Here is a 25,926-nt window from a genome sequence, read left to right on the forward strand (position 1 = left end):
GTCACAGCTCTGACTCGGGGGCCGGGGTACCGAAACCGGGGATCTTCAGCCGGGCCAGGAACTTAAAACGGGCCCCCCGGCGGCGTTTCTCATCGAGGTGTTTTTCCTTATGTTTCTCAACTTGTCGTTTGGCTTCCTGCAAGGCCAGGTCGAAAGCGGCGTAGATGTCCTTGGCCCCTTCGCTCGCCTGGATATTTTTGTTCCCGGCCAGCCAGATGCGGAGCTCCGCTACCTGGCTCCGGTTAAGGTCACTAATTTTGCGCGCCTCCAGGATGACCTCAACTTTCTGGATATTCTTGAAGAACTCCTCAAGTTTCGCGGCTTTTCCCTGGACATAATCCCTGATCGCCGGGGTAAGATCGAAATTGCGGCCGGATATCGTTATCTGCATGTTGTTTTCCTCCCGTGCTTATTGTAACACTATTCCACGGCTCGCGACAAGGCCAGGACTTCGACCCGTTTGGCCCCCGCCGCCAGGAGGATACGGGCGCATTCGGCAACCGTGGCACCGGTGGTAAAGATATCGTCCAGGAGAAGGACCCTGCGGCCATTTAGCGCCGGCGGATCAACGGCCTGGAACGCCCCTCTGACGTTAACCGACCTCGCTTCCCGGGGAAGGTTGAACTGGGCGTGCGTGTTGCGGACCCGCGCCAACGCGTTCTTGACCGGTAGTTCATAATAGCGGCCAATAACCTTGGCCAGCAGTTCGACCTGGTTAAAACCGCGTTCCCGCTCCCGTTTCTGATGCAACGGGACCGGGACGAGCCAATCGATCTCTTTGAGCTGCAGCGACTCCACCTGCGCCAGATATTTGACCAGGACCACCCCCAGCGCCTCGGCCAGTTTTTTCCGCCGCTGGAATTTGAGCCGATGGAGCGCGTCCCGCACCACTCCGCCGTAGACCGTGGCGGAATGGATGCCAAGCTGCGGCTTCATGAACTTGATCTGGGTAAAACAGGCGGCGCAAAGCGGCTCCGGGCCGCTCTGGCGGCAAACCTCACAGCGCGGAGGGAAGATCAGGTCTAATAAATTTCCGAATAAATTGCTCATTAATTAGTCATTAGTCATTCGTCATTAGTCATTGAATACAATTATACCATATGGTATATTATCCCTAACATGACCTGGGATGACATACTCGAGCTGCTCGAACAGGGTGAAGGCCAGTCGGTCGAATTCGAGAAGAACATTCCCGCCGAGGACGACATCGCCCGGGAAATGGTCGGTTTCTCCAACGCCGACGGCGGCCGGCTTGTCTACGGCATCGACGACAAGAACAAGCACCTGATCGGCATCGAAACGGACGGCCGGCTGGAAGAGACCCTCAAGAACATCGGCCGGAACCATGTCTCCCCCGCCATCACCCCCACGGTCGAGATCATCGAGAAGTCCGACAAGAAGATCCTGGTCATCAACGTCCCCGAAGGGCTTGACAAACCGTACCGCACGGACGAGATCTGTTATGTCCGCGACGGTAACCTCTCCCGCCCCGCCAAGGAGAACGAGGAGAAGGAAATGACCAACCCCTGGTCGGGCAAGGGGCTGAACAAGCGCCAGATCCGGGCGCTGCAGCTGATCGGCGAGCACGGGACGATCACCAACCGGGAATATCGCGAGGCTTTTAACGTTTCCCACAAAACGGCCCACTTGGAGATGACCCTGCTGGAAGACAAGCGGCTGGTCAAGTCCGAAGGGGCCGGCCGCTCCACCCGCTATATCATTGTCGCGCCGCGCGAAGAATAGAAAGGAAGAAAAAAATGAGGAAGCCCATTATTGCCGGGAACTGGAAGATGTACAAGACCGCGACCGAATCAGTCGACTTCATTAACGCCCTCAAGCCCCACCTGAAAGAGAGCTACGATTGCACCGTGCTGATCTGCGCCCCCTACACTAACCTGAAAGATTGCAGCGTCGCCGCCAACGGGAGCACTGTTTTTATCGGGGCCGAGAACCTCTACTGGGAGGATGAAGGGGCGTTCACCGGCGAGATCTCCGCGCCAATGCTCAAAGCAGTCGGTTGCACTTACGTCATCATCGGCCACTCCGAGCGCCGGCAGTTTTTCGGCGAGACCGACGAGACGGTCAACAAGAAACTTAAAGCGGCCATCAAACATAATCTTAACGCGATCGTTTGCGTTGGAGAAACGCTAGAGCAGAGAGAAAAAGGAGAAACATTCAAGGTCATTGAAAATCAGATCAAAAATAGCCTGCATTCATTAGACATTAGTCATTGGTCATTAGTCATTATTGCCTACGAGCCGGTCTGGGCAATTGGTACCGGTAAAACAGCTACTCCGGAGCAAGCCCAGGAAGTTCACGCTTATATTCGAAAATTATTACCGAAAGACGTTGCTGCGGACATCCGCATCCTCTACGGCGGGTCGGTCAAGCCGGATAACGTCAAAGAATTGATGGCCAAACCGGATATCGACGGGGGATTGGTGGGCGGAGCGAGCTTAAAGGTTGATAGTTTTATAAAGCTGATCAAGTATTAGTCTTAATTTTTTCGCCCGCAAACCGCCACGGTTGAGATATACTTTTCTCCAGTCGGATCAAAATAATTTTGCCTGCCGCAGTCAAACAATCTAATGTTCAGCAATGAACCATTAGCCATAATCCCAACGATGACGCCATTTTCTTTATCGATCTTAACATTTAAAGCCTGGGGATCAACACATCTTAGCTTGTAATCCGTATAGGCGTTATTTTTAGCGATATTTTCAGCAATATAATCTCCCATCATAGAATCCATCTCAATTTCCCCTTCCCCCCGCCCGACACACCCATGCTTTTTCCCGGCAGCCACTATCATGGTATTCGTTTTTTCAATAAACCTTTGCCAGCCGGATTTACCTGGCAAACAGCCTGTAGAGAGCCCTAAAGCCAGGACCGGAACCATTCGAATCATATTTCTTGCAATTCTTTCTAAATTCATTATTCTTCCGCTTTTATATAATTTAAAACCGCATCAGCAATACTGTTCTGCGGTTCTTCACAAGTAGATTGCCAGATGTTAATCTGAGGTCTCATCCCGTTAGGTATAATCGCCCCTGCTTCTACTCTTTGTCCAATTTGTCCTTGAGGATCGAATTTTATAACTTCCGTTTCTGAATACATCGACGGGGCCGGCGGAGGGACCGCTTCTCTTTCAGCAACATCAGGGATATCAAGTCTAAACTCATCGACAACTCTTGCGGGCTTAAGTTTATCGGCATTGTCTAACAAAACTAATATATTATATCCTCTTTGCGCCAAGTCCCGAGATCTTTGATCATTTTCACACGACATAGGCGAAATTATCATCCCTTCTATTGCTGCCCTTTCTTCACGGGAAAAGGATTGTCGATGGTTATCCATATAATTAACCAGTCGGCGGAGTTTATTTAATCCCAGCTTGCCCGCTCCTGCCTCCGCTTCATAAGATGCTAAATTTGGCCGGATAGACAGCGCGCTCTTAAGACCTGACCAGGAAACACGATAAGGAACATGATTACAGATCCGATTAAATATCACTGTATTATTCGCTCCAAAACATTATGATCGATCGCGGCCACAACCTCTTATTTATCCCCTCCGGCGCAGTAAACGAAATTGAAATAGCTCTGATAATATTTCGACCCCGACTGTATCGACTGGCTGCCATAAGCCAGAGCATAGCCATCGGCGGTCGAAGCGATCTGGGGAGGATCGTAATAAAAATTCCCATCCGTCTGCGCAACCGTCTGCGGAGAGCCGATCAAGGTCAGATCTTGGGAAACGCGCGTAAATAAAACCGATCTCAAGCCGCTGTTGTCCTGCGGCCCGCTGGCGGCAACCCAAACCAGCCCAAATTCCTGCCGCTCCGGGCTCCAGACGATCGAAGGATCGAGGTTGCCCGCCGCCGAATCGGTAATGGTAACGTCTTTGGTTATCTGGCCGTTGCCCGATAAACCGGTTAAGTGCAGTTCGCTGTGGTCCCAGGCAATTTTCTTCGACCAGACGATCGCCGATTTATCGCCGGCTGACGCGATCGCCGGCATCGTCCCTATCCCGTAGTGGGGCGGCAGCAAAGGATGAATATTCAAACCGCTCGCGATAAGGATTTTGGGTTCGATCGGCACTCCCTCTTTGGTGATCATTTTTGCGTAAATCCCCGTATTTGCCGAAATCGGCAACGCATAATCGGTCCAGGTGATCGCAAAGCCCGCGGTCGTAGCCGCGATCGATGTCCCGGTCCGATTGTATGAATACTCCTCATTGTTGGTTATGTTGATCTTTTCTCCCAGCGGCTTCCCTGACTTCGCTAACCGCAAAAAGTATATTTCAGGCGTACTAAGCCCGCCGTCCGGCCCAAACTCTCTATCGTTCCACAATAAACCGTAACAGCCGCAGGCCTCCGACCAGGCGAGCGAAGGGTTATTGTCGCCAAACTGGAGCGTAAAAAGCTTCTGGCCTTGATCGAGTTTCTCGCCGGTTTGAGAAACGGAGAAGAAAGAGAGGTCCATCCCCTCGTTTCCCCAGACAACCCCGAATTTCTCGCCGTCCCAGGCCAGTGAGCTCGCCACAAACGTATTCATACTGAATGAACCCTGAAATTCCGTTTCCTTGTTTGTTTCTCCCAAGACCGTAAAAGGCCTGAAGCGGTTGCTGAAAACATTATTTCTCATGTCGATCCAAGTCGCCGCGTAGGCTTGGCCATTTGAGGCCAGGGCCGGCATTAACTGCCTGGCCAGAGGATCGGCGGGATCGGCCGCCAGCGGAACTTCACCGGGGCCACAGACATGCGGCTTTGTATCAGGCTGAACATCGGGCATTATATCGGGTTGAACATCGGGCAGATTAATATCAAAGGGAGCATCGGGAATATGGATATCCGGAGTAACATCGGGCTTATTAACATCCGGGATGACGGCATCCGGAACATGGTTATCCGGAACATGAATATCCGGCAGGCCGGCGTCTTCAGGCAATTGAACTATATTTTCATTATTGCCGATCACTTTCCCGCCGCAGTTAAGCAGTCCGGCCGCAACCAATCCCGCCCCTACGATCGTTCTTAGCATGCTTTTATTGGGCGCTGAAAAAGACCCCCTAACCTCCCTAACAACAGATCTGGTTAAAAGAGGCGCCATTTGCCGAACTGCTCCTAATAAACTCATTTTTTACTCCCCGGGACTGACTTATATGATCGAGGTCCAATTCAGTCCGGATATATATCCATGTGATCACAATAAAATTTCACCTTATTTAATATTAATTTTTATGATAGAATAAAAGTTGGTCGGACCGGCTGATCTTATTAAATGGTAAAAGGAGAAAAAAATGGCAAAGAAATTATACGAAGAATTGGGACTCGTCAATACCAGGGAAATGTTTAAAAAGGCGATGGCCGGGAAATACGCGGTGCCGGCCTACAACTTTAATAATATGGAGCAGCTGCAGGCGATCATCGGCGGCTGTGCCGAAAGCAATTCGCCGGTCATCATCCAGGTCTCGAGCGGCGCCCGGAAATACGCCAACCAGACCCTCCTCCGCTACATGGCCCAGGGAGCAATTGAGATGTGCCGGAAAGACCTGAAGAGCAATATTCCAGTCTGTCTCCACCTTGACCACGGCGATACTTTTGAACTCTGCAAATCGTGCATCGACTTCGGTTTCTCTTCGGTCATGATCGACGGCTCCAGCCACACTTACGAGGACAACATCAAGCTGACCAAGCAGGTCGTGGAATATGCCCGCCAGTTCGACGTCACGGTCGAAGGCGAGCTCGGTGTCCTGGCCGGCATCGAAGATGAGGTCAAAGCGGAAAAGCACACCTATACCGACCCGGCCCAGGTCGAGGATTTTGTCAAACGGACCGGCGTTGATTCCCTGGCCATCTCGATCGGCACCTCGCATGGCGCCTACAAGTTCAAGGTCAAGCCGGGGGAATCGGTCCCCCCGCTCCGCTTCGATATTTTAGCCGAAGTGGAAAAGAGATTGCCCGGCTTCCCTATTGTTCTGCACGGCGCCTCTTCCGTCGTCCAGGAATATGTCCAGATGATCAATAAGTTCGGCGGCAAGATGGATAACGCGGTCGGCATCCCCGAAGAACAGCTCCGCCGGGCGGCCCAATCGGCAGTCTGTAAGATCAACATCGACAGCGACGGCCGCCTCGTTATGACCGCGGTCATCCGCAAGGTCTTCGCCGAACAGCCGGGTGAATTCGATCCCAGAAAATATTTGGGACCGGCCAGAGAAGAACTAAAGAAATTGATCGTGGCTAAGAACACGAACGTTCTCGGATCGGCGGGAAAGGGATAACTCACCCCCCATCCCCCTCTCTTCCTAAGAGAGGGGGTGAAAACGCTCTTGAAAACTGAAGCCACCCCTTCTCTTAAAAAGAGAAGGGGGTCAGGGGGATGAGTTAAGAAGGAGCTAACAGATGAAAGTTAAATTTCAAGGCAAAGAGATCAATATCAAACGGATCGGCATCCTGACCGGCGGCGGCGATTGCGCCGGGCATAACGCGGTCATCGTCGGCCTCTTGCGCCGGATCAACCAGGCGAACCTCACCCTGCCGAAAGACGAGCAAATGGAGCTGGTCGGTTTACTTGAGGGGTGGAAGTCATTGACCCGCGATCCGGGGACCGAGCTCGACAAGATCGTTAAACCCTTGAGCCTGATTGATATCGAGGAATCTTTCACAGTAGCCGGCACTATTCTCAAGTCCTCCCGCACCAACCTCTTCTCCAAAGCCAATCTGGAAGCGAAAGCCCCGGAGAAAGCAATGGAGGCCTTGAAAAATCTGAAGATCGATTGCCTTTGTGTGCTGGGTGGTGACGATACGCTCGGCGCGGCCGGGAAACTGGGCCAGCAGTTCGTTTTCCCGATGTTCGGCGCCCCCAAGACTATGGACAACGACGTCTACGGGACCGAAATGACCTACGGCTTTGAATCGGCCGTCGAAGAATCGGTCCACTTTATCGAGAATATCCGGACGACCGCCGAATCCCATAATCGCTGTTTTATCGTTGAACTTCTCGGCCGCCATGCCGGCTGGGTCGCCATGTGGGCCGGGATCGCCGGCGGCGCCGAGGTCACCCTCCTCCCCGAAGAGGTCCTCGATATGGATAAAGTGATCAAGCAGGTGGAAAAGTCGATCGCCAAAAAGCAGCACTGCATTGTCGTTGTTTCTGAAGGGGCCCGTTTATTTGACACCCACTATCCTGACGAGATCAATAAGAAACACCAGAAGATGCTGGAAACGGTGATGGCCGATCCGAAATACGCCCTGGTCAAAGCGCGCCACGAGATGCCGAAGAAAAAAGACTCGTTCGGCAACGAACAGCTCGGCGGGATCGGCGAATATATTTTCGCTATCCTGGAAAAGCACACCAAGGGGTTTGAATACCGCTATCAGAACTGCGGCCACGCCATCCGCGGCGGGGTCGCCCATGTGATGGACCGGATCCTCGGTCTCCGCTATGGCGACGCGATCTTCAGTTTCATGAAAGAGGGAGTTTTTGGGGTCTATCCTGGCCTGGAGAACGACGTGATCATGTCGCGCAACCTGTTAGACGTTAAAGGCGGGCGCTTCGTCCCGCAAGACCATCAGCTCTACTCGATGCGCAACGCGGCCGACTACTATTAACTCACCCCCCATCCCCCTCTCTTAAAAAGAGAGGGGGTGAAAACGCTCTTGGAAACTGAAGCCTCCCCCTTCTCTTTCTAAGAGAAGGGGGTCAGGGGGATGAGTTAGAGAGTGAGTTACGTGGCCAACATATTCGCCAGCTTGTAGGCGGCGAGATCGATCTTCTTCTTGCGGCGGATGATCTCTTCGGTCGGTGTTTCGATGATCTTGTCCGACTGGATCCCGACCATCAGCGCTCCTTTACCCTCGATCAGCAACTGCACGGCCCGCGCCCCTAATTTACAGGCGACTTCGCGCGACAGCGCCGTCGGCGACCCGCCCCGCTGGATATGGCCGAGGATAGAGACCCGGACGTCCAGGGTAGTCTTCTTCTTCAAAGCCGCGGCTACATCGTGCGCTTTGGCCGCCCCTTCCGCCACCACCACGATAAAACTGGATTTACCGCGCTGTTGGCCGTAGCGGAGCTTTTGGCCGATAGCGTCCAGGTTAAAGGCCACTTCAGGGATGATGATCGCTTCGGCCCCGGCCGTCAGACCGACGTCAAGAGCGATGAAACCGTTATACCGCCCCATCACTTCGATGACAAAGACCCGCTCATGAGAAGTGGCCGTATCACGGATCTTGTCGATCGCTTCGACCGCCGTATTGACCGCGGTGTCAAAGCCGATGCTGTAGTCGGTGCCGTAAATGTCGTTATCGATCGAGGCCGGGATATTGATCGTCGGCAGATCGTATTCCTTGTAAAGTTCGTGCGCGGCGCGCAACGAGCCGTCGCCGCCGATCACGACCAGCCCTTCAATATTATAAGCGCGGAGGTTGTCGAACGCCTTCTTGCGCATCGCTTTCTGGGCGAACTCGGGACAGCGGTGGGTATGAAGGATCGTCCCTCCCCGGTTGATGATCCCGCCGACCGTGCTAAGTTCCATGTTAATGATCTTGCCGTCGATCATCCCCTGCCAGCCCCGTTCAATGCCGTAGATCTTCAAGCCGTTATAGATCGCCGTCCGCACTACCGCCCGAATGGCGGTATTCATCCCCGGCGCATCGCCACCTGGCGTCAGAACTCCGATAGTTTTAATTTTCTTACTCATGTTTCCCCTCCCGCTTCGGAATTATATCGCATTGGACGATTAAATCAATCCCACACTTTATGTTGTATAATAAACTATGTACCAATACGTCGTCTTCAACAAACCGTACGGGGTCCTCTGCCAGTTCAGCGATGAGCTTGGCCGGCCCACCCTTAAAGATTATATCCCACTGGCCGCGGTCTATCCGGTCGGCCGACTGGATATAGACAGCGAAGGCTTGCTCCTGTTGACCGATGACGGGGGGTTGAACCAACGCCTGGCCAACCCCAAACATAAACAGGAAAAGGTCTACTGGGCCCAGGTCGAAGGTCTCCCCACTCCGGAGCAACTGGCCAAACTAGCGCAAGGGGTAATAATAAAAGGGAGAAAAATCCTCCCCGCCCGGGCCAAACTATTAGACCAGGAACCGACCCTTTGGCCAAGACCAACACCGATCCGTTTCCGGAAGAATAAACCGACTAGCTGGCTGGAATTAACGATCACCGAGGGAAAGAACCATCAGGTCAAAAGGATGACCGCGGCGGTCGGCCTCCCCTGCCTCCGCCTGGTCCGGATCGCCATCGGGCCGCTCCAGCTCGGCACCCTACAGCCGGGGGAGTATAAATTGGTCGACCGATATGATAAAATTTTAAAACAGGAGTGATGATCATGGCAAAAAAGATCAAGATATTCGACACAACTCTTCGGGACGGCGAACAATCGCCCGGCGCCTCGCTCAACCCTGAAGAAAAAATGGAGATCGCCCGCCAGTTGGCCAAACTCAACGTCGACGTAATTGAAGCCGGCTTTGCCATCTCGTCCCCCGGCGATTTCGACTCGGTCCAGGCGATCGCCCAGCAGATCAAGGGCCCCTATATCTGCAGTCTGGCCCGCGCGAAAAAAGAAGACATCGACCGTGCCTGGGAGGCGGTCAAACACTCTGCTAAACCGATGATCCACGTTTTTCTCGCCACCTCGCCGATCCATATGGAGAAAAAACTGCGCATGACGCCGGAGAAGGTCTACGAAACGGCGGTCAAGATGGTGAAACATGCAAAGTCGCTCTGCCCCAATGTCGAATTCACTTGCGAGGATGCCGGCCGCTCGGACCACGAATTCCTTTATAAAGTGATCACTGGCGTGATCGAAGCCGGGGCCACCATCATCAACGTGCCGGACACGGTCGGTTACACAACCCCCTGGGAGTACGGCCAACTGGTCGAGAATATCATAAAGAACGTGCCGCTGATTAAAGAAAAGAACGTCACGATCTCCGTCCATTGCCACAACGACCTTGGCCTGGCCACCGCCAATTCGCTGGCGGCGATCAAAGCCGGAGCCACCCAGGTCGAATGCACGCTCAACGGCCTCGGTGAACGCGCCGGGAACGCCGCGCTCGAAGAGGTCGTCATGGCGCTCAAGACCCGCCAGGACTATTTTGACGCCGAAGTAGCGATCAATACGAAAGAGATCTATAAGACCAGCCGGATGGTCAGCAACCTGACCGGCATCCTGGTCCAGCCCAATAAGGCGGTGGTCGGGGCCAACGCTTTCGCCCACGAAGCCGGGATCCACCAGGCCGGCGTACTGATCGATCCCAATACCTACGAGATCATGCGGCCGGAAGATATTGGCCTGACCGAGAACAAGCTCGTCCTCGGCAAGCATTCCGGCCGGCACGCTTTCGCCGACCGGCTGAAAGATATGGGGTACGCTCTAAGCGAAGCCAATCTGGAAAAGGCCTTTAACAAGTTCAAGGAGATGGCCGACCGGAAAAAAGATATCAGCGACCGCGACCTGGAAACGATCGTTGCCGACGAGGTCTATATCGTGCCGGAGACCTACTCGATCGTCAGTATCGAGACCAGCTCCGGGACCGACCGCCAGCCCGAAGCGAAAGTAACTTTATCATTCAAAGGGGAAAAGATCTCAACCAAGGAAGGGGGAGTTGGCCAGGTCGACGCGGTCTATCGCGCCATCGATAAGCTGACCCGGCTCCAGCCGCAACTGGTCGACTATTCCATCCAGGCGATCACCGGAGGGACCGACGCGCAGGGGGAAGTGATGGTCAGGATCAAGGATGGGGAGACGATCTACGGCGGCCATGGCACAGCGCTCGACGTCATTATCGCCAGCGCCAAGGCTTACCTCGCGGCAATTAACCGGCTAATCTTTGCCCGGGCGAACAACCTGGCGCGGAATATGGATTAAGAGCTACTCTTCGACCGTGATACAGGTCAGGGTACGGGCGACACAACCGGTCGCCTGGATCTTCTTGACGATGAAATCGCCCAGCGACTTGAGATCGGGCGTTTCCACGAAAGCGATCACGTCGTAGGGCCCGGTCACCAGGTGGACGGTTTTCACCCCGGCTAACCCCTTGATCGTGTTGGTCAACTCGATCGCCTTCCCCGGCAACGCTTCGACTAGAATATAAGCTTTGGTCATTTAAAAACACCTCCTCTCTTTTCAAAGTATACCATTAGGTGATATAATTTCAACAATGCAAGGCTTTTGGCAAAAAACCGGTTCGTATTTCCTGCGCGGGCTGATCGCGCTTCTGCCGCTCCTGGTCACCCTCTGGTTGATCACGATCGTTTTTCAGTTCGCCGACGGGATCCTCGGCTGGCTCTTTGCCGCACTTTTTGGCCATCAGATCCCCGGCCTGGGCATCATCACCCTGATCGCCATAATTTTCCTGACCGGTTTCCTGGCCACTCATGTTTTTGGTTCTAAACTGATCAAGGTCGGCGAGAACCTGCTTTATCGGATCCCGATCGTTAAAGGGGTCTATTCTTCCGCCAAACAGGTCAATGATGTCCTTTTCGTCCACAAGACGACCGATGAATACCGCAAGGCCTGCATCGTGGAATATCCGCGCAAAGGGGTCTGGTCGGTCGGTTTTGTCACCTCTGATGCCGCCCCGGAGATCGAAACAAAGGCCAAAGAGAAGATGATCAATGTCTTTATCGCCAACACCCCCACTCCCGCGACCGGTTTCCTGATCATGGTACCGGCCCGCGAGGTCATCCTGCTCGACATGAAGATCGAGGACGCTTTCAAATATGTTATCTCCGGCGGGGTCTTGAAACCGGCCGACCTCTCCCAGGAGCTCCCGATCAAGAAAGAATCTTAACCGCTAAAGACTGAAAGTAAAATAAGTCGTCTCCTGGCCGCCGTCGTCCAACCCTTTAGCATAACCAAGCTTGAAAAGGAGCGGCACGCCGCCGAACATCGTGTTGGCCTCGAGATGAAGTTCACCGCCGATCCCTCGCTTGAACTTGAGTTGAGCAAGCGGTTGGAACGAATTACCCCCCAGATCGAAAAAGAGCGCTCCCCAAAGCCGGTCGATAAAGGTGAACCCATACAGGAAACCTCGCTCCGTATAACCCAGCGGGAAACGATATTCGAGCGACATGGAGGCCCCTTTGTTCCCCTTGTCCAGGCCGTAAGGATACCCGCGGACCGACAGGTACCGCCAGGTCAGATTTCCTTGCTCTAACCGGTCGCCCTGGCTGTAATAACCGCTTAATCGGCTGGCCAGAACATGATGAGGGAACAACGTTTTACTATAAGAGCTCAAGGCCCCGCTATAATTGGTAAATTTATAGTCGCTCTGCAGTTCCGGCAGGAATCTTTCAACCTTCAGCGCAACATCGATCCCATCTTCCGGGCTGATCGACTTAGCGTAAACCCGGGTATTCAGATAGCGCCAGTAAGCGTATAGGGCGGTCAGGTTGCCGGTATTTGGCCTTGGAACAAACGCGTCGAGACTGCTTATATTGGTCAGGTTTAGGTTTTCCAGGCCAACAGTCAGTATTTGTTTGTCGTATTCGGAAAAGACCCGATTAGAAATGAACGAGCAGGCCAGCACCCCTTCCTGGTCCCTCTCCCAATATGTTGTCCCGCCTAAAGAGTAAGCCGTAGAATAATCGGTCAGGACCGCCGTGATCTGCGGCTGAAATTGGTTATTGACGTAATAAAGGGTATAAGCCGGCCGGCCGATAGTAAAATCGTAGCCAAGCGTGGCGTAATAATAATGCTGCTGCAGCGGATCAAAACTGCCGATATAGACCGAGGTCTGTGCCCCGTTCTCGTTATAATACGAATCCGGGATCCAGAAGAGCGGCCGCAAGGTTGGCCAGGGATTATAATCGTGGGTCGGATATTGGTTTGTGTCTCCCGTTAAATTATCATTCTTTTCCAACCTGGGCCAGGCATCAACCGCGACAGGAACGCTTTTCCACTTGGACGGCTCAATATCCAGCAGCGCGATATCGTAGCCCCGTGAGGAATAAGAAACGTAGGCCAGCTTCTTGCCGTCCGGAGAGACGTCCGGCATCAGCGCCCCGCCCAAAACATTCGTGACCTGATACATTCGGCCGGTCGGCAAATGATAGGCGTAAAGATTAACGATCCCGGTCCGGTCGGATTCAAAGTAGGCGTAATCGCCGCCGGGCGAGAAGGTTGGGTTAGCCTCGCTGACCGGAGCTTCGGGCGAGCCCTGCCGGCCGGTCAAAATTCTCTCGTCCCCAGTCCGCGGGTCGATCAGCACGATCCGCTGTTCGCCCCGCCCGGTCAGTTTCGCCGCGACGATCGTTTGACCATCCGGCGAGAAAACTGGGGAAAAGTAGTTGGAGCTACCCTCATTGGAACCTGCGAGTAAACCTCGCGGTTCCAATTCTCTTTCAAGCCCCATAAACATCAAGCGCTTAGTTCCTTTATCATTCTTGGCAAAAACAACCTTACTCCCATCCGGGGAAACGCCAGGGTCGCTCGCCCGCAAGCCATTAGTAAGTTTGGTCAGACGCCCGGAGGAGAGCTCATAACGGTAGAGGTCTTTGAATATGTAAAAGTTCCGGTAAGTATCGCCTTTGGACAAATAGAGCGCCAAACCGTCCGGCGAAAAAGAATAATTGTCGTCGTAGAACATTCCTTCCAGCACCTTGGTCGACCCTCCGCCCGCTGCGGCGATCCGCCGGAGTTGCGGATAATCGTCGGCATTGCGCTGGAAATGATAAATGTATCGGCCATCTTTGGACCATTTTGGCTTCAAGTTATTATATCCAGTGGCGGTCAACAAGCGGGGAACGGTCAATTGACCAAGGCTTTTTTTGACCGCCCCGTATCTTAGCCGGGAGTCGGCCAGCCAGTCCGACCAGAGCTGGCCAAGCGACTTTTGGTAGAGGGCGACAAAGGCCCCGTCGATCCCGGCGGAATAAAGATAATCGCCGTAGATGTGGGCCAGCGCGGTCAAACGCTCTTCGCGGTATTGACGGGCCAGATACTCCAGAAAATTGACCCCGTAGAGATAGCGGAGCGTCCCCTGCGGCCAGAGGACCGTCTCGACCGCCGCCTGATCGATCGATTTAACGTTATCTTCCAGCACGTCCATCCGCATCATCATCTCCCAGCGGGGATCGCGGCCGCGGCCGGCATTGGTGTACTGCGTCTCCATGTAAGTCGCCAGCCCCTCGGTCATGAACCACGGCTCCAAGGCATTGGGAAAGATGTTCCGGCCAAAGATCGCCCGAAGCAGAGTAAAACCACCCTCCGCCAGGTCGAGATGGACCGCGTGGACGTATTCGTGCAGGAAGAGATAGCGTAAATAGTTGTCGTATTTATAAGGAGCCAAGTTGCCGCTCAAGTCGGTCAGGTAGAGGGTGATACAAGGGTACGGAAAAACGGTCGTGAAGCCGTTCCCGTAATCGGTAATATCCAAGAGGACAACCTGGGTTTTCATCTCCAGCTTGGAGCGGAAAACTCCGGTGATCGTCTCGTTGACCTCTTCGGCGACCTCCGCCAGGCGCCGGGCCGTCCCGGCCAGTTCAGGGTAATAATGGATCGAAAAGTGCGGCGTTTCCAAGGTTTGCCATTTCAGGGACGGGTCAAGCCAGGTGGCGGCTGAAACCTCAAACTTCAAACATCCAACTTCAAAACAAATGACAAATACCAATAACCAAGATCTAAACTTCATGGAATGTTATCCCAAATACTTCCTGGAAGCCTTTCACTAGCGCGGTCGAGAGCTCCTCAACCGATGGTGTCCGGCCGAGGAGCTCCTCAAGGCTGATCGCGTTGAGCAAATCGTGGCTCTTTTTCAACAACTCGAAGGCAGAAGACGGTGTTGGGCAAACGAAGATCGAACCTTGCTGCAACAAAGCTACTTTTCCCCTTTTCTGCGCGCTGCCAACGATCTTTCGCCCGTCAACAACTATCTCATATTCTGCCGGATAAGAGAAACATAAACTCCTCACCCCTTTCTTTCGACTATCGTCGAAATTCATTCCCCTCTCCATCGGAGATGGAGAGGGGTGCCGAGCGCCAGCGAGGCGGGGTGAGGATTGCGCAACTTCCGCTTTCACCCCTAACAACAACAAAGCAAAAACGACGGCCTCGGATATCTTTTTGTAGGACGGCACCAGCCCCTTCGGCAGCATTGGGTCATCTTTGGCCATGACGAGAGAATACGTCGTTTCCGCCTCATTATGGAAAACGATCCCGCCGCCGGTCGGCCTTTTAACAATGTCCCAACCCAACAACTCCGCTTTTTTTAGGTCAATTTCCTCTTCAATGCTTTGCGAATATCCGGCAGAAACACATTTTGGCCGCCATGAATATATCCTAAGCGTGGGGCCGCCCGCCTGTTCTTCAAACTGCTTGAACAGGGAGAGATCGGTTGCCATGTTTTTTTGCCCGTTTTGAGGCGGAGATTGTATCAGGCGGCAATTCTTCATTTATTAATTATAGCGCATAATATGCTATCATTAAAACATGATAAGACCCTCAAGGTTAGCCCGCGATTTTTTCTTTCCCTCCACTCTTGAAGTCGCCAAATCTCTTCTCGGGAAATTTCTTATCCATGAATATCACGGCCAGAAGATCGGGGGAATGATCGTTGAGACCGAAGCTTATGTCGGCAAAAAGGATAAGGCATCTCATGCCTATAAAGGGAAGCGCACCCAAAGAAACGAGGTTGAATACGGCAGCGGCGGTCATGTTTATATTTATTTAGTTTACGGCCTGCATCTGCAATTGAACTTTGTTACCGCGGGAAGGGACGAGCCGGAATGCGTTTTGGTCCGGGCGCTGGAGCCGGTTGACAGCCTCGATCTGATGAAAAAGTTCCGCCAGACCAATAATGAAGCGAATCTGACTAACGGTCCGGGAAAACTATGCCAGGCCCTAAATCTGAACAGATCTTTAAACGGCCATGACCTCTGCGAAAAGAGTTCCCACTTTTATATTGAAGATCGCGGAATAATTATTCCTTCAAAAGACATCAAAAAGGCCCCCCGGATTGGAATAGACTACGCCGGCCCCTACTGGTCAAAGATCCACTGGCGGTTCTTTGTAAAAGATAATCCCTTCGTTTCCAAATAGTTAATCTTTGACTGAAATTTCTAAAATATCCTTCGATAATGTTCTAGATAGATATTTCTTTAAAGGAGGAAATTATTATGAGCGGCTGGAGCGTAAGTTCAAGATCAATAGGTGCTTTAAACGGGGTAACTTTAAAAAGGCCGGCGCCAAGCCTTGGTTCCAACATCCCTGATACATCAGCCAAGATAAAAGTAATGAGCGGGACAATGCATATCAAGCATGCACACGATGTACGTCAAGAGGGGCAACTGGTTGCCGAAAGACTGGTCAAACTGGATATTGACCTTGGCCGGGGCATTGCCAACGGAATTGAACAATTAATTGGCGGCAATGTAAGTGAAACGCTGACTATTCAAGATGTTGCTCTTGGGAATAATGGGGATAGCAACTCAAGGCTTCCGATCAGCAAAGCGAGAATAAGAGATTATTTAAGTTCCGTTATCACTTGGCTGACGGGTGAAAACGGCACTTCCTTGCATAAAGATCACTTTGTCTTTAGTACGAAAGAAGGAAGAGTCGATCTTAACGGATCAGATGATCCGGCGGCAGTTTTTGACGCTCTGCAAGAAATAGATCAAAGCATCAAAGGTTAATGCCAGCGGAGGTCCGGCTCCCTGGCCGCTTTGGCTTCGTCGACCCGTCTGACCGGGGTATGATGAGGCGCCTGGCGCAGTAGTTCGGGATCGGTCTCGCATTCTTTAGCGATCTTGATCATCACGTCACAAAAGTTATCCATAGTCCGCTTCGACTCACTTTCGGTCGGCTCGATCATCAGCGACTCCTCGACGATCAGCGGAAAATAGATCGTCGGCGGGTGGATATCATAGTCGATCAATCGTTTGGCGATATCCAAGGCCTTGATGCCGTATTTTTCCTTTTGCCATTTGGCCGAAATGACGAACTCATGCTGGCAGGTCCGGTCGTACGGCAGATAATAATACGGCTTAAGTTTGTTCATCAGGTAGTTCGCATTGGCGACCGCTTGCTCCGAAACTTCTTTTAACCCTTGAGCCCCCAGCGACCGGATGTAAGCGTAAGCCCTGACGATCACATTGACGTTGCCATGGAAAGCGTGAACTCTACCAATAGATTTATCGTAACCCGTAACGCGTAACGCGTAACGCGAATCCTCCTTCACAACACGCGGGACTGGCAAGAAGGGCTCGAGTTTTTTATTGGCCCCGACCGGTCCCGACCCCGGCCCGCCCCCGCCATGCGGCGTAGAGAAAGTCTTATGGAGATTGAAGTGGGCCACATCAAAACCGAGGTCAGCCGGACGGCAGATCCCCAGGTTGGCATTAGCATTGGCCCCGTCGTAGTAGAGTAATCCTCCCGCTTGGTGAATTATCTCCGCCACTTCGAGGATATGCTCGTCAAATAAGCCAAGGGTGTTTGGGTTGGTCAACATTAATCCGGCCGTATCGTCGCCAACCGCTTGCTTGACCGCATCAACATCGATATTGCCGCGCGCATTCGATTTGATCACTACCGGTTCAAAGCCGACCATCGCCACCGACGCCGGGTTCGTCCCGTGTGAAGAATCAGGAATAATAACCCGGACCCTGGACCCTTGACCCTTGCTTTTGTGATAAGCCTTGATCATCATTAGCGCAGTTAATTCGCCATGGGCCCCGGCAGCCGGTTGGAGGGTGAACGCATCATAACCGAAGATCGCGGACAGATAACGTTCAAAGTTATAGAGCAACTCCAGCATCCCCTGGACTTCGGCCGGCGGCTGCAGCGGATGGATATTGGCCAGCCCGGCTATCCTGGCCGCCTCTTCGTTGGCCTTGGGATTATATTTCATCGTGCAGGAACCAAGCGGATAAAAATGGGTATCGACCGAAAAGTTCTGCTGGGAGAGGCGGGTAAAATGACGGACCACGTCCAGCTCCGAGACTTCCGGCAGGTTCAATTCGGCGCGGAGCGCCTCTTTAGGCAGGAGTTCTTCCAGCGGGCGGCCCGGCACGTCTAGCTCGGGCAAAGAGTACCCTTTGGCTCCCGGGGAACTCTTGGCAAAGATCAGCTCCTCGCCCATGGCCGGTTAGATGACCGCCTTTTGTGTCTCGGGATCGAAGAAATGGACCTTGCGGAGATTGAAAACCAGGTCATATTTTGTCCCCGGCATCGGATTAGCCATCGCCCCGACCCGGCCGGTCAAGGGAACGGAACCAACCTTGACGTAAACATATGTGTCCGAACCCATCAACTCGCGGAAGTCGACCTTGGTCTCAACGATGACTTTCTGGTCCAGCCAACCGGATGAAGGGACGTCCCAGATATCTTCCGGCCGGAGGCCGAAAACGATATCTTTGTTAACGTAACCGGCGAGGAGGGGAGCAAGATCAGCCGGCACTTCGAACGTAAAGCCTTCACAGGTAAAATTGTATTTACCGTCCTTCTGGCTGATCGTCCCTTTGATGAAGTTCATCGGCGGCGAGCCGATAAAACCGGCGACAAAGCGGTTGGTCGGCCGGTCATAGACGGTCAACGGCGCCTCCACCTGCTGCAGTTCGCCGTTCAGGATGACGGCGACCCGCTGGCCGAGCGTCATCGCTTCGATCTGGTCGTGCGTGACATAAACAATGGTCGCTTCCAGCGTCCGGTGGATCCGCTGCAGTTCGGCCCGCATCTGGACGCGCAATTTAGCGTCAAGGTTGGAGAGCGGTTCGTCCATCAAAAAGACTTGGGGGTTGCGGACGATCGCCCGGCCGAGGGCGACGCGCTGCCGCTGGCCGCCGGAGAGTTGTTTCGGCAAACGGTCGAGCAGTTTGGACAATTCTAAAATTTCGCCCGCTTCGTGCACCCGGCGGTCGATCTCCGCCTTGGGAATGCCGCGCAGCTTCAGGCCGAACGCCATATTGTCATAAACCTTCATATGGGGATAGAGGGCGTAGGATTGGAAGACCATGGCGATGTTGCGGTCCTTCGGCGGGACATCGTTGACGACCCGATCGTTGATCGAGATCTTCCCCTCGGAGATCTCTTCCAGCCCGGCGATCATCCGCAGCGTCGTCGTCTTGCCGCAGCCTGACGGGCCGACCAGCACCACGAACTCCTTGTCTTTGATCTCCAAATTGATATTCTTGACCGCCACCACGTCATTGAACAATTTCGAGACATTTTCCAGCAGAACTCTTGCCACGTTTACAGCTCCTTACTAAGGTTGCCTAATTCGATCGCCGCCATGGCGGCCGCGAAACCCTTGTTGCCGGGTTTGGCCCCGGCCCGCTCCAGCGCTTGCTCCAAATTATCGGTCGTCAGCACCCCAAAGATCACCGGCACGCCGCTATCGAGCGACACCTTGGCGATCCCCTTGGAGACTTCCGAGGCCACGTACTCAAAATGCGGCGTCCCGCCGCGGATCACGGCGCCGAGACAGATGACCGCGTCGTAATCCTTAGCGATCTTCTTGGCAACCAGCGGCATGTCGAACGCCCCGGGGACCCAGACCACGTCAACGTTAGCGTCTTTGGCCCCGTGGCGCCGCAAGCAATCTTCCGCGCCGCCGAGCAATCCTTTCGAGACCAGTTCATTGAAACGGGAAACAACGAGCCCAAACTTCAGCTTACTAGCATCCAGGTTTCCTTCGAGGACCTTTCCCATGTTTACCAACCTCCTTGAAAATGTGGCCAAGCTTCCGCGATTTGGTCTGGAGATATTTTTTGTTGAACTCATTCGGCTCGACGGTCAGCGGCACCCGCTCGCTGATCTTGAGGCCGTAACCGCTTAGGCCGACGACCTTCTTCGGGTTATTGGTCATCAAGCGGATCGTCGTCAGGCCGAGATCGGCCAGGATCTGGGCGCCGATGCCGTAGTCGCGCAGGTCAGCCGGATAACCGAGCAGTTCGTTCGCTTGGACGGTATCGTAACCTTTTTCCTGCAGTTCATAGGCGCGCAGTTTATCCTTTAAGCCGATCCCGCGCCCTTCTTGGCGCATGTACAAGATCACACCCTGGCCGCAGAAATTTATCTTCTGCATGGCCCGGTCAAGCTGTTCGCCGCAATCACAGCGGAGCGAGCCGAAGACGTCGCCGGTCAGGCATTCCGAATGAACGCGGACCAGCACGTCCTTTTTCCCTTTGACATTCCCTTTGACCAAAGCAACATGGTATTCGCCGTTGAGCAGGTCTTCGTAACCGTAGGCCGTGAACTCGCCATGGCGGGTCGGCAGTTTATTGACCGTCACCCGGTTGACCATCTTCTCATGGCTCAAGCGATAGGAGATCAGGTCGGCAATGGTCACGATCTTGAGCCGGTGCTGGCGGGCGAAAGCCATCAGCCGCGGCGTCCGCATCATCTCACCGTTCCGGTCGATGATCTCGCAAATGACGGCCGCCTGGTATAACCCGGCCAGCTTGGCCAGGTCAACGGCCGCTTCGGTGTGTCCGGCTCGTTTCAGCACCCCACCCTCTTTGACCCGGAGCGGAAAAACATGGCCCGGAGTAGCCAGGTCATCTTTTTTCGAGCGGGGATTGATCAAGACCTCAACGGTCATCGCCCGGTCGGCCGGGGAGATGCCGGTCGTCACGCCAAAACGGGCGTGCGCGTCGACGGACACGGTAAAGGCGGTGCGCATCGTCTCGCGGTTATGGTCGACCATCTGGCGCAGCTCCAGTTGGTCGAGCCGCTCGCCGGCCAGCGGAACGCAGACCAACCCTTTGGCGTGGGTGATCATGAAGTTGATCGCCTGCGGGGTGACCTTCTCGGCCGCCATGACCAGGTCGCCTTCATTCTCACGGTCGGCATCGTCGACCACAATGACCATCTTGCCGTTCCTGATATCGTCTATCGCTTCTTGGATCGAGTTGAATACCGTGTTCATTTGCTCTTAATTATCCGACCAGCCGAGAGGCATAAAACCGGCCCGCATCATCATCTCTTCCGAGATGCCGCGCGGTTCGCCGTGCAGGTGCTTCTCAATGTATTTGGAGAGCATATCGACCTCAATGTTGACCCGGTCACTGATCGCCTTCTGTCCCAGGGTGGTCGTCTTGAGGGTATGCGGGACAACGGCAAGCTGGACCAGCCCGTCGCGGAAATCGGCCACCGTCAGGCTGACGCCATCGACGGCGATCGACCCTTTGGGGACCAGGTATTGGATCAGTTCGCTCGGCACGGAGAGATGCAGTTCCAACCCCTCGCCCGAGCCGACCTTGTGCCTGATCTCCCCCGTCCCGTCAATGTGGCCGCTGACCAAATGGCCGCCCAAACGGCCGGAGATCGGCAGGGCTTTTTCCAGGTTTAGTTTGTCGCCAATGCGGATAAAAGTAAAGGTCGAGCGTTTGAGTGTTTCGGCCGAGAGGTCGAATTCGGCAAAATCACGGCGGACGGCGGTCACGGTCAGGCAGACGCCGTTGGCCGCGACGCTATCGCCGATCTTAACGTCGTCGAACAGCTTGGGGGCAGCTATGGCTAGCTTGGCGGCCGAACCGGTCCGGATGAGCGAGACGACCGTGCCTACTTGCTCGATTATCCCCGTGAACATGGAATTATTTTATCACAGAAAGGCTAGTTTTTCAAATACCCGCCGAGGATGCCGTTGATGAACTTGGCGGCCTCCTGGCTGGAATACTTTTTCGCCATTTCGACCGCCTCATCGATCACCACCGAGGCCGGCAATTCGCCGGCGCGCAGCTCGCACAGGGCCAGGCGGAGAATGCTGTGGTCAACCCGGCCTAAACGGTCGAGCGGCCAATCTTTGGAGAGTTTAGTGATCGCCCGGTCGCTCTCCGCCCGCTCCGCCCACGCTTGCCCGGCCAATTCAACCGCGAACTTTTCCGTGGCGGGGATCAGCTTTTCCGCGGCAAAGAGGTTCTGGAGCGCGGTCTCGATCGTGGTATCGGCAACTTCGGCCTGGTAGATGGCCTGCATAGCGAGGCGGCGGGAGGTTGAACGCTTACCCATCCGCTAACCACCGACCCCAAAATGCTCTTCGATAAATTTAGTCGTGACGTCCCCGCGCTTAAAAGCTTCGTTTTTTAAGACCTTGATGTGGAAAGGGATCGTCGTGTGGATGCCGTCAATGACAAATTCATCGAGCGCCCTGGCCATCCGCTGGATCGCTTCGGGGCGGTCTTTGCCCCAGGCGATCAGCTTGGCGACCAGCGAATCATAATGCGGCTGGATGACGTAGCCGGAGAAAGCATGGCTGTCGACCCGAATGCCCGGGCCGCCCGGGGCATGATAAGCCTTGATCTCACCAGGGGATGGCATAAAGTTGCGGGTATGGTCTTCGGCATTGATCCGGCATTCGATCGCGTGGCCCTGAAATTTAACGTCGCCCTGGCGGATCAGCAGTTTTTCTCCGGCCGCTATGATGATCTGCTCTTTAATGATATCGATATTGGTGATCATTTCGGTGACCGGATGTTCGACCTGGATGCGGGTGTTCATCTCCATGAAATAAAAGTGGCCGTGCCGGTCAAAGAGAAATTCGATCGTCCCGGCGCTGAAGTAATTGACCGCCCTGGCCACCTTGACCGCCGACTCACCCAGCTTGCGGCGGGTCTTCTCATCGATCGCCGGCGAGAGCGATTCCTCGACCAGTTTTTGGTGCCGGCGCTGGATGGAGCAATCGCGTTCCCCGAGATAAATGGTGTTGCCGTGCTTGTCGGCCAGGAGCTGCACCTCAATGTGGCGCGGCTCTTCAATGAACTTTTCGACGTAGACCTCCGGATTACCGAAGGCGGCGCCGGCCTCGGCCCGCGCCGTCCGCATCAGATGGACGAATTCATCACCCTGCCAGACGACCCGCATCCCCCGCCCCCCGCCCCCGGCCGTCGCTTTGATGACGACCGGATAACCGATCTTGTCGGCAACCCGCTTGGCTTCCCCTTCGTCGGCGATCGTCCCGTCGGAGCCGGGCACGGTCGGCACACCGGCTTTGGCGACGGTCTTGCGCGCCGTCGCCTTGTCCCCCATCCGCTGCATCGCGTCGATCGGCGGGCCGATAAAAACGATCCCGTTGGCCGCGCAGATATCGGCGAATTTCGCGTTCTCGGCCAGGAAGCCGTAACCCGGATGGATGGCGTCGGCGCCGGAGACCTCGGCCACGCTGATGATGCTCGGGATATTGAGGTAGCTCTGGCCGGGAGCGGCCGGGCCGATGCAGTAGGACTCATCGGCGATCTTAACGTGGAGGGCGTCCTTGTCCGCTTCGGAATAGACCGCGACGGCGGTGATCCCCAGCTCTTTGGCGGCCCGGATTATCCGGACGGCGATCTCCCCGCGGTTGGCGATCAGTATCTTCTTGAACATGGGAGGAGATTTTATCATGTTAACTCCAAAGCCGCAAGGCCGGGGCCAGCGCTCACCTGAAGAAAGTGAAGTAAAGCATCAAGAAAGAAATGACGGTAAAACAAATTATCGTCAACCAGGAAATAGCGTTGAAGATCGGCCCATTAGCGTCGGCGCCCATCAGTTTTTTATCATTGATCAGTTTCAAAATAACATAAAAAAGGATCGGCAAGATCAAAGTGTTCAAAGCTTGGGAAGCGGTCAAAACAAAAATGATCGGGAAGTTGGGGATAAAGACCAATAAGGTGCTGACCAAAAGACAAAACCCGATGATCGAATAGAACAAAGGAGCTTCCCGGAAGGTTGCGTTAACCTTCCGTTCGGTGCCTAGCACCTCGGTCAAGGCATAAGCCGTACCCATCGAGATCACGCAAACCCCCAGCAAAGAAGCGTTCAACAACCCCCAGGCAAAAAGGTGCTTGGCAAAGTCGCCCAACAAGGGACCGAGCGCCAACGCCGCATCGACCGCGCTATTGACCGGGGTCCCCTTCACGTGCAAGGTGGCCGCCGCTGAAACAATAATGAAGAAGGCCACTACCCCGCACCACAGCGAGCCGAAAAAAATATCCAAGCGGGCGCTTTTTATATATTTTTTACCCACGCCCTTATCGACAAAATAGGATTGAACAAAAAATTGCCCCCAAACAGTGAGGGTCGTGCCGATCGAGGCCGTGGCCAGGAAAAGAAAATCACGATTAAGCGGCAAGGTGGGGACAAAAACGCCGTGCAGCATCGCCGGTATATCCGGCCGGGCGACAAAACCGTTAACAATATAACAAAAGAACAAGATACAAGAGGTCATAAAAATGTTTTGCACAAAGTTAAAACTTCCCTTAAGAATAATGTACCAGATCAAACCGATAAAGATCGGCACAAAGATCAAGCGGGGAATGCTGTAAATATCGGCCACGGAAGCGATCCCGGCCACGTCAGCCAGAATGTTGGAGAAATTAGCCACAAAGACCAGGCCGATGATGATCAAAGAAAAACGCAAGCCTAACCTTTCCCGGATCAGATCGGCTAGCCCTTTCCCCGTAACCACCCCCAATCTCATCCCCATTTCCTGGGTGACATAAAGCATAAAGATCACCAGGATGAGGATCCAAAGCATCTGGTAGCCGAAGTGAGCACCGGCGATCGAATAGGTCGCCACCCCGCCGGCGTCGTTGTCTGCCGTGCCGGTGATGATCCCCGGACCGACCACCGACAGGAAGATCAGCCAGCGGAGCTTCCAGTAATTCCAGTTCTTAAACTTCATCCGAGCGTCTGCCTCTTGCGCCGCGAGATCGGCGGCAGGATCAGGTCCATGACGTCATCAACGGTCACGATGCCGAGGATCTTTCTTTCCGCGTCAACGACCGGCACGGCCAGCAGGTTATATTTGGACATGAAGTCGGCCACTTCGCGCTGGTTCATCTCGGCTGAAATGGCAAAGGGCTCTCGGATCATGATCTCGGTGATCGGCTTGTAGGGCGGTGAAATGATCAGCCGGCGCAGAGAGAGGGCCCCGACCAGCCTCATCCCCTCGTCGACCACGTAAAGATAGTAGATGGTCTCGGCATCCGGGGCAAGTTCGCGCAGTTTGGCGATCACCTGCTCGACGGTCAGGCCATGGTCAAGGGTAATGAACTCGGTCGTCATCAGGCCGCCGGCCGTCTCATCGCGATGTTTGAGGAGTTTGCGGATCTCGCCTGCTTTCCTGACCCGCATCAGGCGGAGCAGTTCTTCGGCTTTCTCCGCCGGCAGGTCGCCGATGATATCGGCCGCTTCATCGACCGGCATTTTTTCCAGGACGCCGAGGGCTTTTTTGGTATCAAGGGTGGCGATCAGGACCGCTCCCAGCATCGGCTCCAGCTCGTGGAGCGCTTCGGCCGCCGTCTTTTCGGTCAGAGCGGAGAAGATCTCGGTCCGCTTGTCGGTCTGGACCTGGGAAATGATCTGGGCAACGTCCGCCGGGTGGAGATCGGTGATCGTCTTGGTCGGCACGGCGATCTTGCCGCCGGAGAGGTTTTCGACATGGTCCCAGCCGATCAGCTGTTCCGGAACGTTTTTCTTTAATAGGCCGTAAAACCAACTGACGATCCCCAGTAAACCGAGCCGCCGCAGCATCCCGCTCAGGCCGACATCGGCCGCGATCAAACGGATATCTTCGTTGACCTTGGCCAGCTTCAAGTCGTTAACCCGGATGACCCGGGCGCCGTCGAGGTCGACGATCTGCTGGTCGATGACGTCGCGGAGGAGAAGTACCTCACCTTCACGGAGTGAAGTTAACGGGACGCGCTCCTTGGTCGTGCGGGTGGAGCAGAACTGTTTGCCGATCAGGTCGATCTCGCCGATCAGCAAGACCTTCTCGCCACTCTGTTCGCCGGCCAGGGCGATCAGCAAAGCTGTGACCCGGGGGAAAGACTCGCCCAAGGTGATGATAATATCTTTGACCCGTCCGACGCTCTCCTGGACGCGGTCAACGACCGGGTCGCCGATCAATTCGGAAACGAACATTTCTGAGAAGAGGACCATGATCGTTATTGTAACCCGATATTGGCTATCTGGCAACCAAAATGA

General features: G+C 54.3%; 27 protein-coding genes. 9 read left to right on the forward strand and 18 right to left on the reverse strand.

Translation table 11 applies throughout. From position 1 onward, the window contains the following. Window position 1: 1 nt before the first annotated feature. On the reverse strand, window positions 2–391 hold the full coding sequence (raiA, locus tag WC903_01980) for a ribosome-associated translation inhibitor RaiA (GenBank protein MFA5892725.1): 390 nt from the start codon (window positions 389–391) through the stop codon (window positions 2–4). Between the two features lie 29 nt (window positions 392–420). Then, window positions 421–1,050 carry a ComF family protein gene (locus WC903_01985; protein ID MFA5892726.1) on the reverse strand — a complete coding sequence of 210 codons (630 nt, stop codon included), beginning with the start codon at window positions 1,048–1,050 and terminating at the stop codon, window positions 421–423. Between the two features lie 69 nt (window positions 1,051–1,119). On the opposite strand from WC903_01985, the gene WC903_01990 reads away from it, so the two are divergent. Both WC903_01990 and tpiA read left to right on the forward strand, forming a co-directional pair. Continuing rightward, window positions 1,120–1,743 carry an RNA-binding domain-containing protein gene (locus WC903_01990; protein ID MFA5892727.1) on the forward strand — a complete coding sequence of 208 codons (624 nt, stop codon included), beginning with the start codon at window positions 1,120–1,122 and terminating at the stop codon, window positions 1,741–1,743. 14 nt (window positions 1,744–1,757) lie between these two features. After that, complete coding sequence (gene tpiA / locus WC903_01995) at window positions 1,758–2,495, forward strand: triose-phosphate isomerase (GenBank protein MFA5892728.1); 738 nt, start codon at window positions 1,758–1,760, stop codon at window positions 2,493–2,495. 2 nt (window positions 2,496–2,497) lie between these two features. On the opposite strand, the gene WC903_02000 is transcribed toward tpiA, so the two are convergent. The 3 genes from WC903_02000 to WC903_02010 are packed head-to-tail and all read right to left on the reverse strand — an operon-like array spanning window position 2,498 to window position 5,042. Further along, window positions 2,498–2,935 (reverse strand): hypothetical protein, encoded by a 438-nt coding sequence (locus tag WC903_02000; GenBank protein ID MFA5892729.1) that lies wholly within the window; start codon window positions 2,933–2,935, stop codon window positions 2,498–2,500. Then, a complete protein-coding gene (locus WC903_02005; GenBank protein MFA5892730.1) occupies window positions 2,935–3,513 on the reverse strand; it encodes a hypothetical protein in 579 nt (192 codons plus the stop codon). Before WC903_02005 ends, WC903_02000 begins: the two co-directional genes overlap by 1 nt. A 47-nt stretch (window positions 3,514–3,560) precedes the next feature. Beyond that, window positions 3,561–5,042 carry a hypothetical protein gene (locus WC903_02010; protein MFA5892731.1) on the reverse strand — a complete coding sequence of 494 codons (1,482 nt, stop codon included), beginning with the start codon at window positions 5,040–5,042 and terminating at the stop codon, window positions 3,561–3,563. A gap of 259 nt (window positions 5,043–5,301) precedes the next feature. Between WC903_02010 and WC903_02015 the strand changes: the two genes are divergently transcribed. Next, the gene (locus WC903_02015) at window positions 5,302–6,282 is read left to right on the forward strand and encodes a class II fructose-bisphosphate aldolase (GenBank protein ID MFA5892732.1); all 981 of its coding nucleotides are present in this window, start codon (window positions 5,302–5,304) and stop codon (window positions 6,280–6,282) included. Between the two features lie 121 nt (window positions 6,283–6,403). Then, window positions 6,404–7,612, forward strand: coding sequence for a 6-phosphofructokinase (locus WC903_02020; GenBank protein ID MFA5892733.1), 1,209 nt, complete (start codon window positions 6,404–6,406; stop codon window positions 7,610–7,612). Window positions 7,613–7,728: 116 nt separating this feature from the next. Here the strand turns inward: WC903_02020 and pfkA are convergent, their stop codons facing one another. After that, a complete protein-coding gene (gene pfkA, locus WC903_02025; protein ID MFA5892734.1) occupies window positions 7,729–8,691 on the reverse strand; it encodes a 6-phosphofructokinase in 963 nt (320 codons plus the stop codon). Window positions 8,692–8,779: 88 nt separating this feature from the next. On the opposite strand from pfkA, the gene WC903_02030 reads away from it, so the two are divergent. After that, the gene (locus WC903_02030; protein ID MFA5892735.1) at window positions 8,780–9,346 is read left to right on the forward strand and encodes a pseudouridine synthase; all 567 of its coding nucleotides are present in this window, start codon (window positions 8,780–8,782) and stop codon (window positions 9,344–9,346) included. Between the two features lie 5 nt (window positions 9,347–9,351). Further along, entirely contained in the window at window positions 9,352–10,893 is a 1,542-nt protein-coding gene (locus WC903_02035; protein MFA5892736.1) for a 2-isopropylmalate synthase, read from the forward strand. 3 nt (window positions 10,894–10,896) lie between these two features. On the opposite strand, the gene WC903_02040 is transcribed toward WC903_02035, so the two are convergent. Beyond that, entirely contained in the window at window positions 10,897–11,130 is a 234-nt protein-coding gene (locus WC903_02040; GenBank protein ID MFA5892737.1) for an Lrp/AsnC ligand binding domain-containing protein, read from the reverse strand. Between the two features lie 55 nt (window positions 11,131–11,185). On the opposite strand from WC903_02040, the gene WC903_02045 reads away from it, so the two are divergent. Then, the gene (locus tag WC903_02045) at window positions 11,186–11,818 is read left to right on the forward strand and encodes a DUF502 domain-containing protein (protein MFA5892738.1); all 633 of its coding nucleotides are present in this window, start codon (window positions 11,186–11,188) and stop codon (window positions 11,816–11,818) included. Between the two features lie 3 nt (window positions 11,819–11,821). On the opposite strand, the gene WC903_02050 is transcribed toward WC903_02045, so the two are convergent. Then, window positions 11,822–14,659, reverse strand: coding sequence for a hypothetical protein (locus tag WC903_02050; protein MFA5892739.1), 2,838 nt, complete (start codon window positions 14,657–14,659; stop codon window positions 11,822–11,824). Further along, window positions 14,649–15,368, reverse strand: a complete 720-nt coding sequence (locus WC903_02055) for a lipoate--protein ligase family protein (protein ID MFA5892740.1) — start codon at window positions 15,366–15,368, stop codon at window positions 14,649–14,651. Before WC903_02055 ends, WC903_02050 begins: the two co-directional genes overlap by 11 nt. An 88-nt stretch (window positions 15,369–15,456) precedes the next feature. Here WC903_02055 and WC903_02060 point away from each other — a divergent pair, with 88 nt between their 5' ends. Then, the gene (locus tag WC903_02060; GenBank protein ID MFA5892741.1) at window positions 15,457–16,065 is read left to right on the forward strand and encodes a DNA-3-methyladenine glycosylase; all 609 of its coding nucleotides are present in this window, start codon (window positions 15,457–15,459) and stop codon (window positions 16,063–16,065) included. Window positions 16,066–16,142: 77 nt separating this feature from the next. Then, window positions 16,143–16,658 (forward strand): hypothetical protein, encoded by a 516-nt coding sequence (locus tag WC903_02065; protein ID MFA5892742.1) that lies wholly within the window; start codon window positions 16,143–16,145, stop codon window positions 16,656–16,658. On the opposite strand, the gene gcvPB is transcribed toward WC903_02065, so the two are convergent. The 9 genes from gcvPB to WC903_02110 are packed head-to-tail and all read right to left on the reverse strand — an operon-like array spanning window position 16,655 to window position 25,881. Beyond that, entirely contained in the window at window positions 16,655–18,103 is a 1,449-nt protein-coding gene (gcvPB, locus tag WC903_02070) for an aminomethyl-transferring glycine dehydrogenase subunit GcvPB (GenBank protein MFA5892743.1), read from the reverse strand. The two genes, WC903_02065 and gcvPB, sit on opposite strands and share 4 nt — an antisense overlap. Before the next feature lie 6 nt (window positions 18,104–18,109). Further along, a complete protein-coding gene (gene ugpC / locus WC903_02075) occupies window positions 18,110–19,210 on the reverse strand; it encodes a sn-glycerol-3-phosphate ABC transporter ATP-binding protein UgpC (GenBank protein ID MFA5892744.1) in 1,101 nt (366 codons plus the stop codon). 2 nt (window positions 19,211–19,212) lie between these two features. Then, complete coding sequence (gene ribE / locus WC903_02080; protein ID MFA5892745.1) at window positions 19,213–19,671, reverse strand: 6,7-dimethyl-8-ribityllumazine synthase; 459 nt, start codon at window positions 19,669–19,671, stop codon at window positions 19,213–19,215. After that, window positions 19,637–20,890 carry a bifunctional 3,4-dihydroxy-2-butanone-4-phosphate synthase/GTP cyclohydrolase II gene (locus WC903_02085; protein ID MFA5892746.1) on the reverse strand — a complete coding sequence of 418 codons (1,254 nt, stop codon included), beginning with the start codon at window positions 20,888–20,890 and terminating at the stop codon, window positions 19,637–19,639. The genes ribE and WC903_02085 overlap by 35 nt, the downstream gene beginning before the upstream one ends. 6 nt (window positions 20,891–20,896) lie before the next feature. Next, complete coding sequence (locus tag WC903_02090; GenBank protein MFA5892747.1) at window positions 20,897–21,553, reverse strand: riboflavin synthase; 657 nt, start codon at window positions 21,551–21,553, stop codon at window positions 20,897–20,899. A 23-nt stretch (window positions 21,554–21,576) separates the two neighbouring features. Beyond that, window positions 21,577–21,972 carry a transcription antitermination factor NusB gene (gene nusB / locus WC903_02095; GenBank protein MFA5892748.1) on the reverse strand — a complete coding sequence of 132 codons (396 nt, stop codon included), beginning with the start codon at window positions 21,970–21,972 and terminating at the stop codon, window positions 21,577–21,579. A 3-nt stretch (window positions 21,973–21,975) separates the two neighbouring features. Then, window positions 21,976–23,325 carry an acetyl-CoA carboxylase biotin carboxylase subunit gene (accC, locus tag WC903_02100; protein ID MFA5892749.1) on the reverse strand — a complete coding sequence of 450 codons (1,350 nt, stop codon included), beginning with the start codon at window positions 23,323–23,325 and terminating at the stop codon, window positions 21,976–21,978. 52 nt (window positions 23,326–23,377) lie between these two features. Continuing rightward, window positions 23,378–24,622 carry a divalent metal cation transporter gene (locus WC903_02105; protein MFA5892750.1) on the reverse strand — a complete coding sequence of 415 codons (1,245 nt, stop codon included), beginning with the start codon at window positions 24,620–24,622 and terminating at the stop codon, window positions 23,378–23,380. After that, entirely contained in the window at window positions 24,619–25,881 is a 1,263-nt protein-coding gene (locus WC903_02110; protein ID MFA5892751.1) for a CBS domain-containing protein, read from the reverse strand. The genes WC903_02105 and WC903_02110 overlap by 4 nt, the downstream gene beginning before the upstream one ends. Window positions 25,882–25,926: the final 45 nt, after the last annotated feature.

It is taken from the genome of Candidatus Margulisiibacteriota bacterium (genome assembly GCA_041658645.1).
In the GTDB taxonomy this organism is placed as follows: domain Bacteria; phylum Margulisbacteria; class WOR-1; order O2-12-FULL-45-9; family XYB2-FULL-48-7; genus JBAZZV01.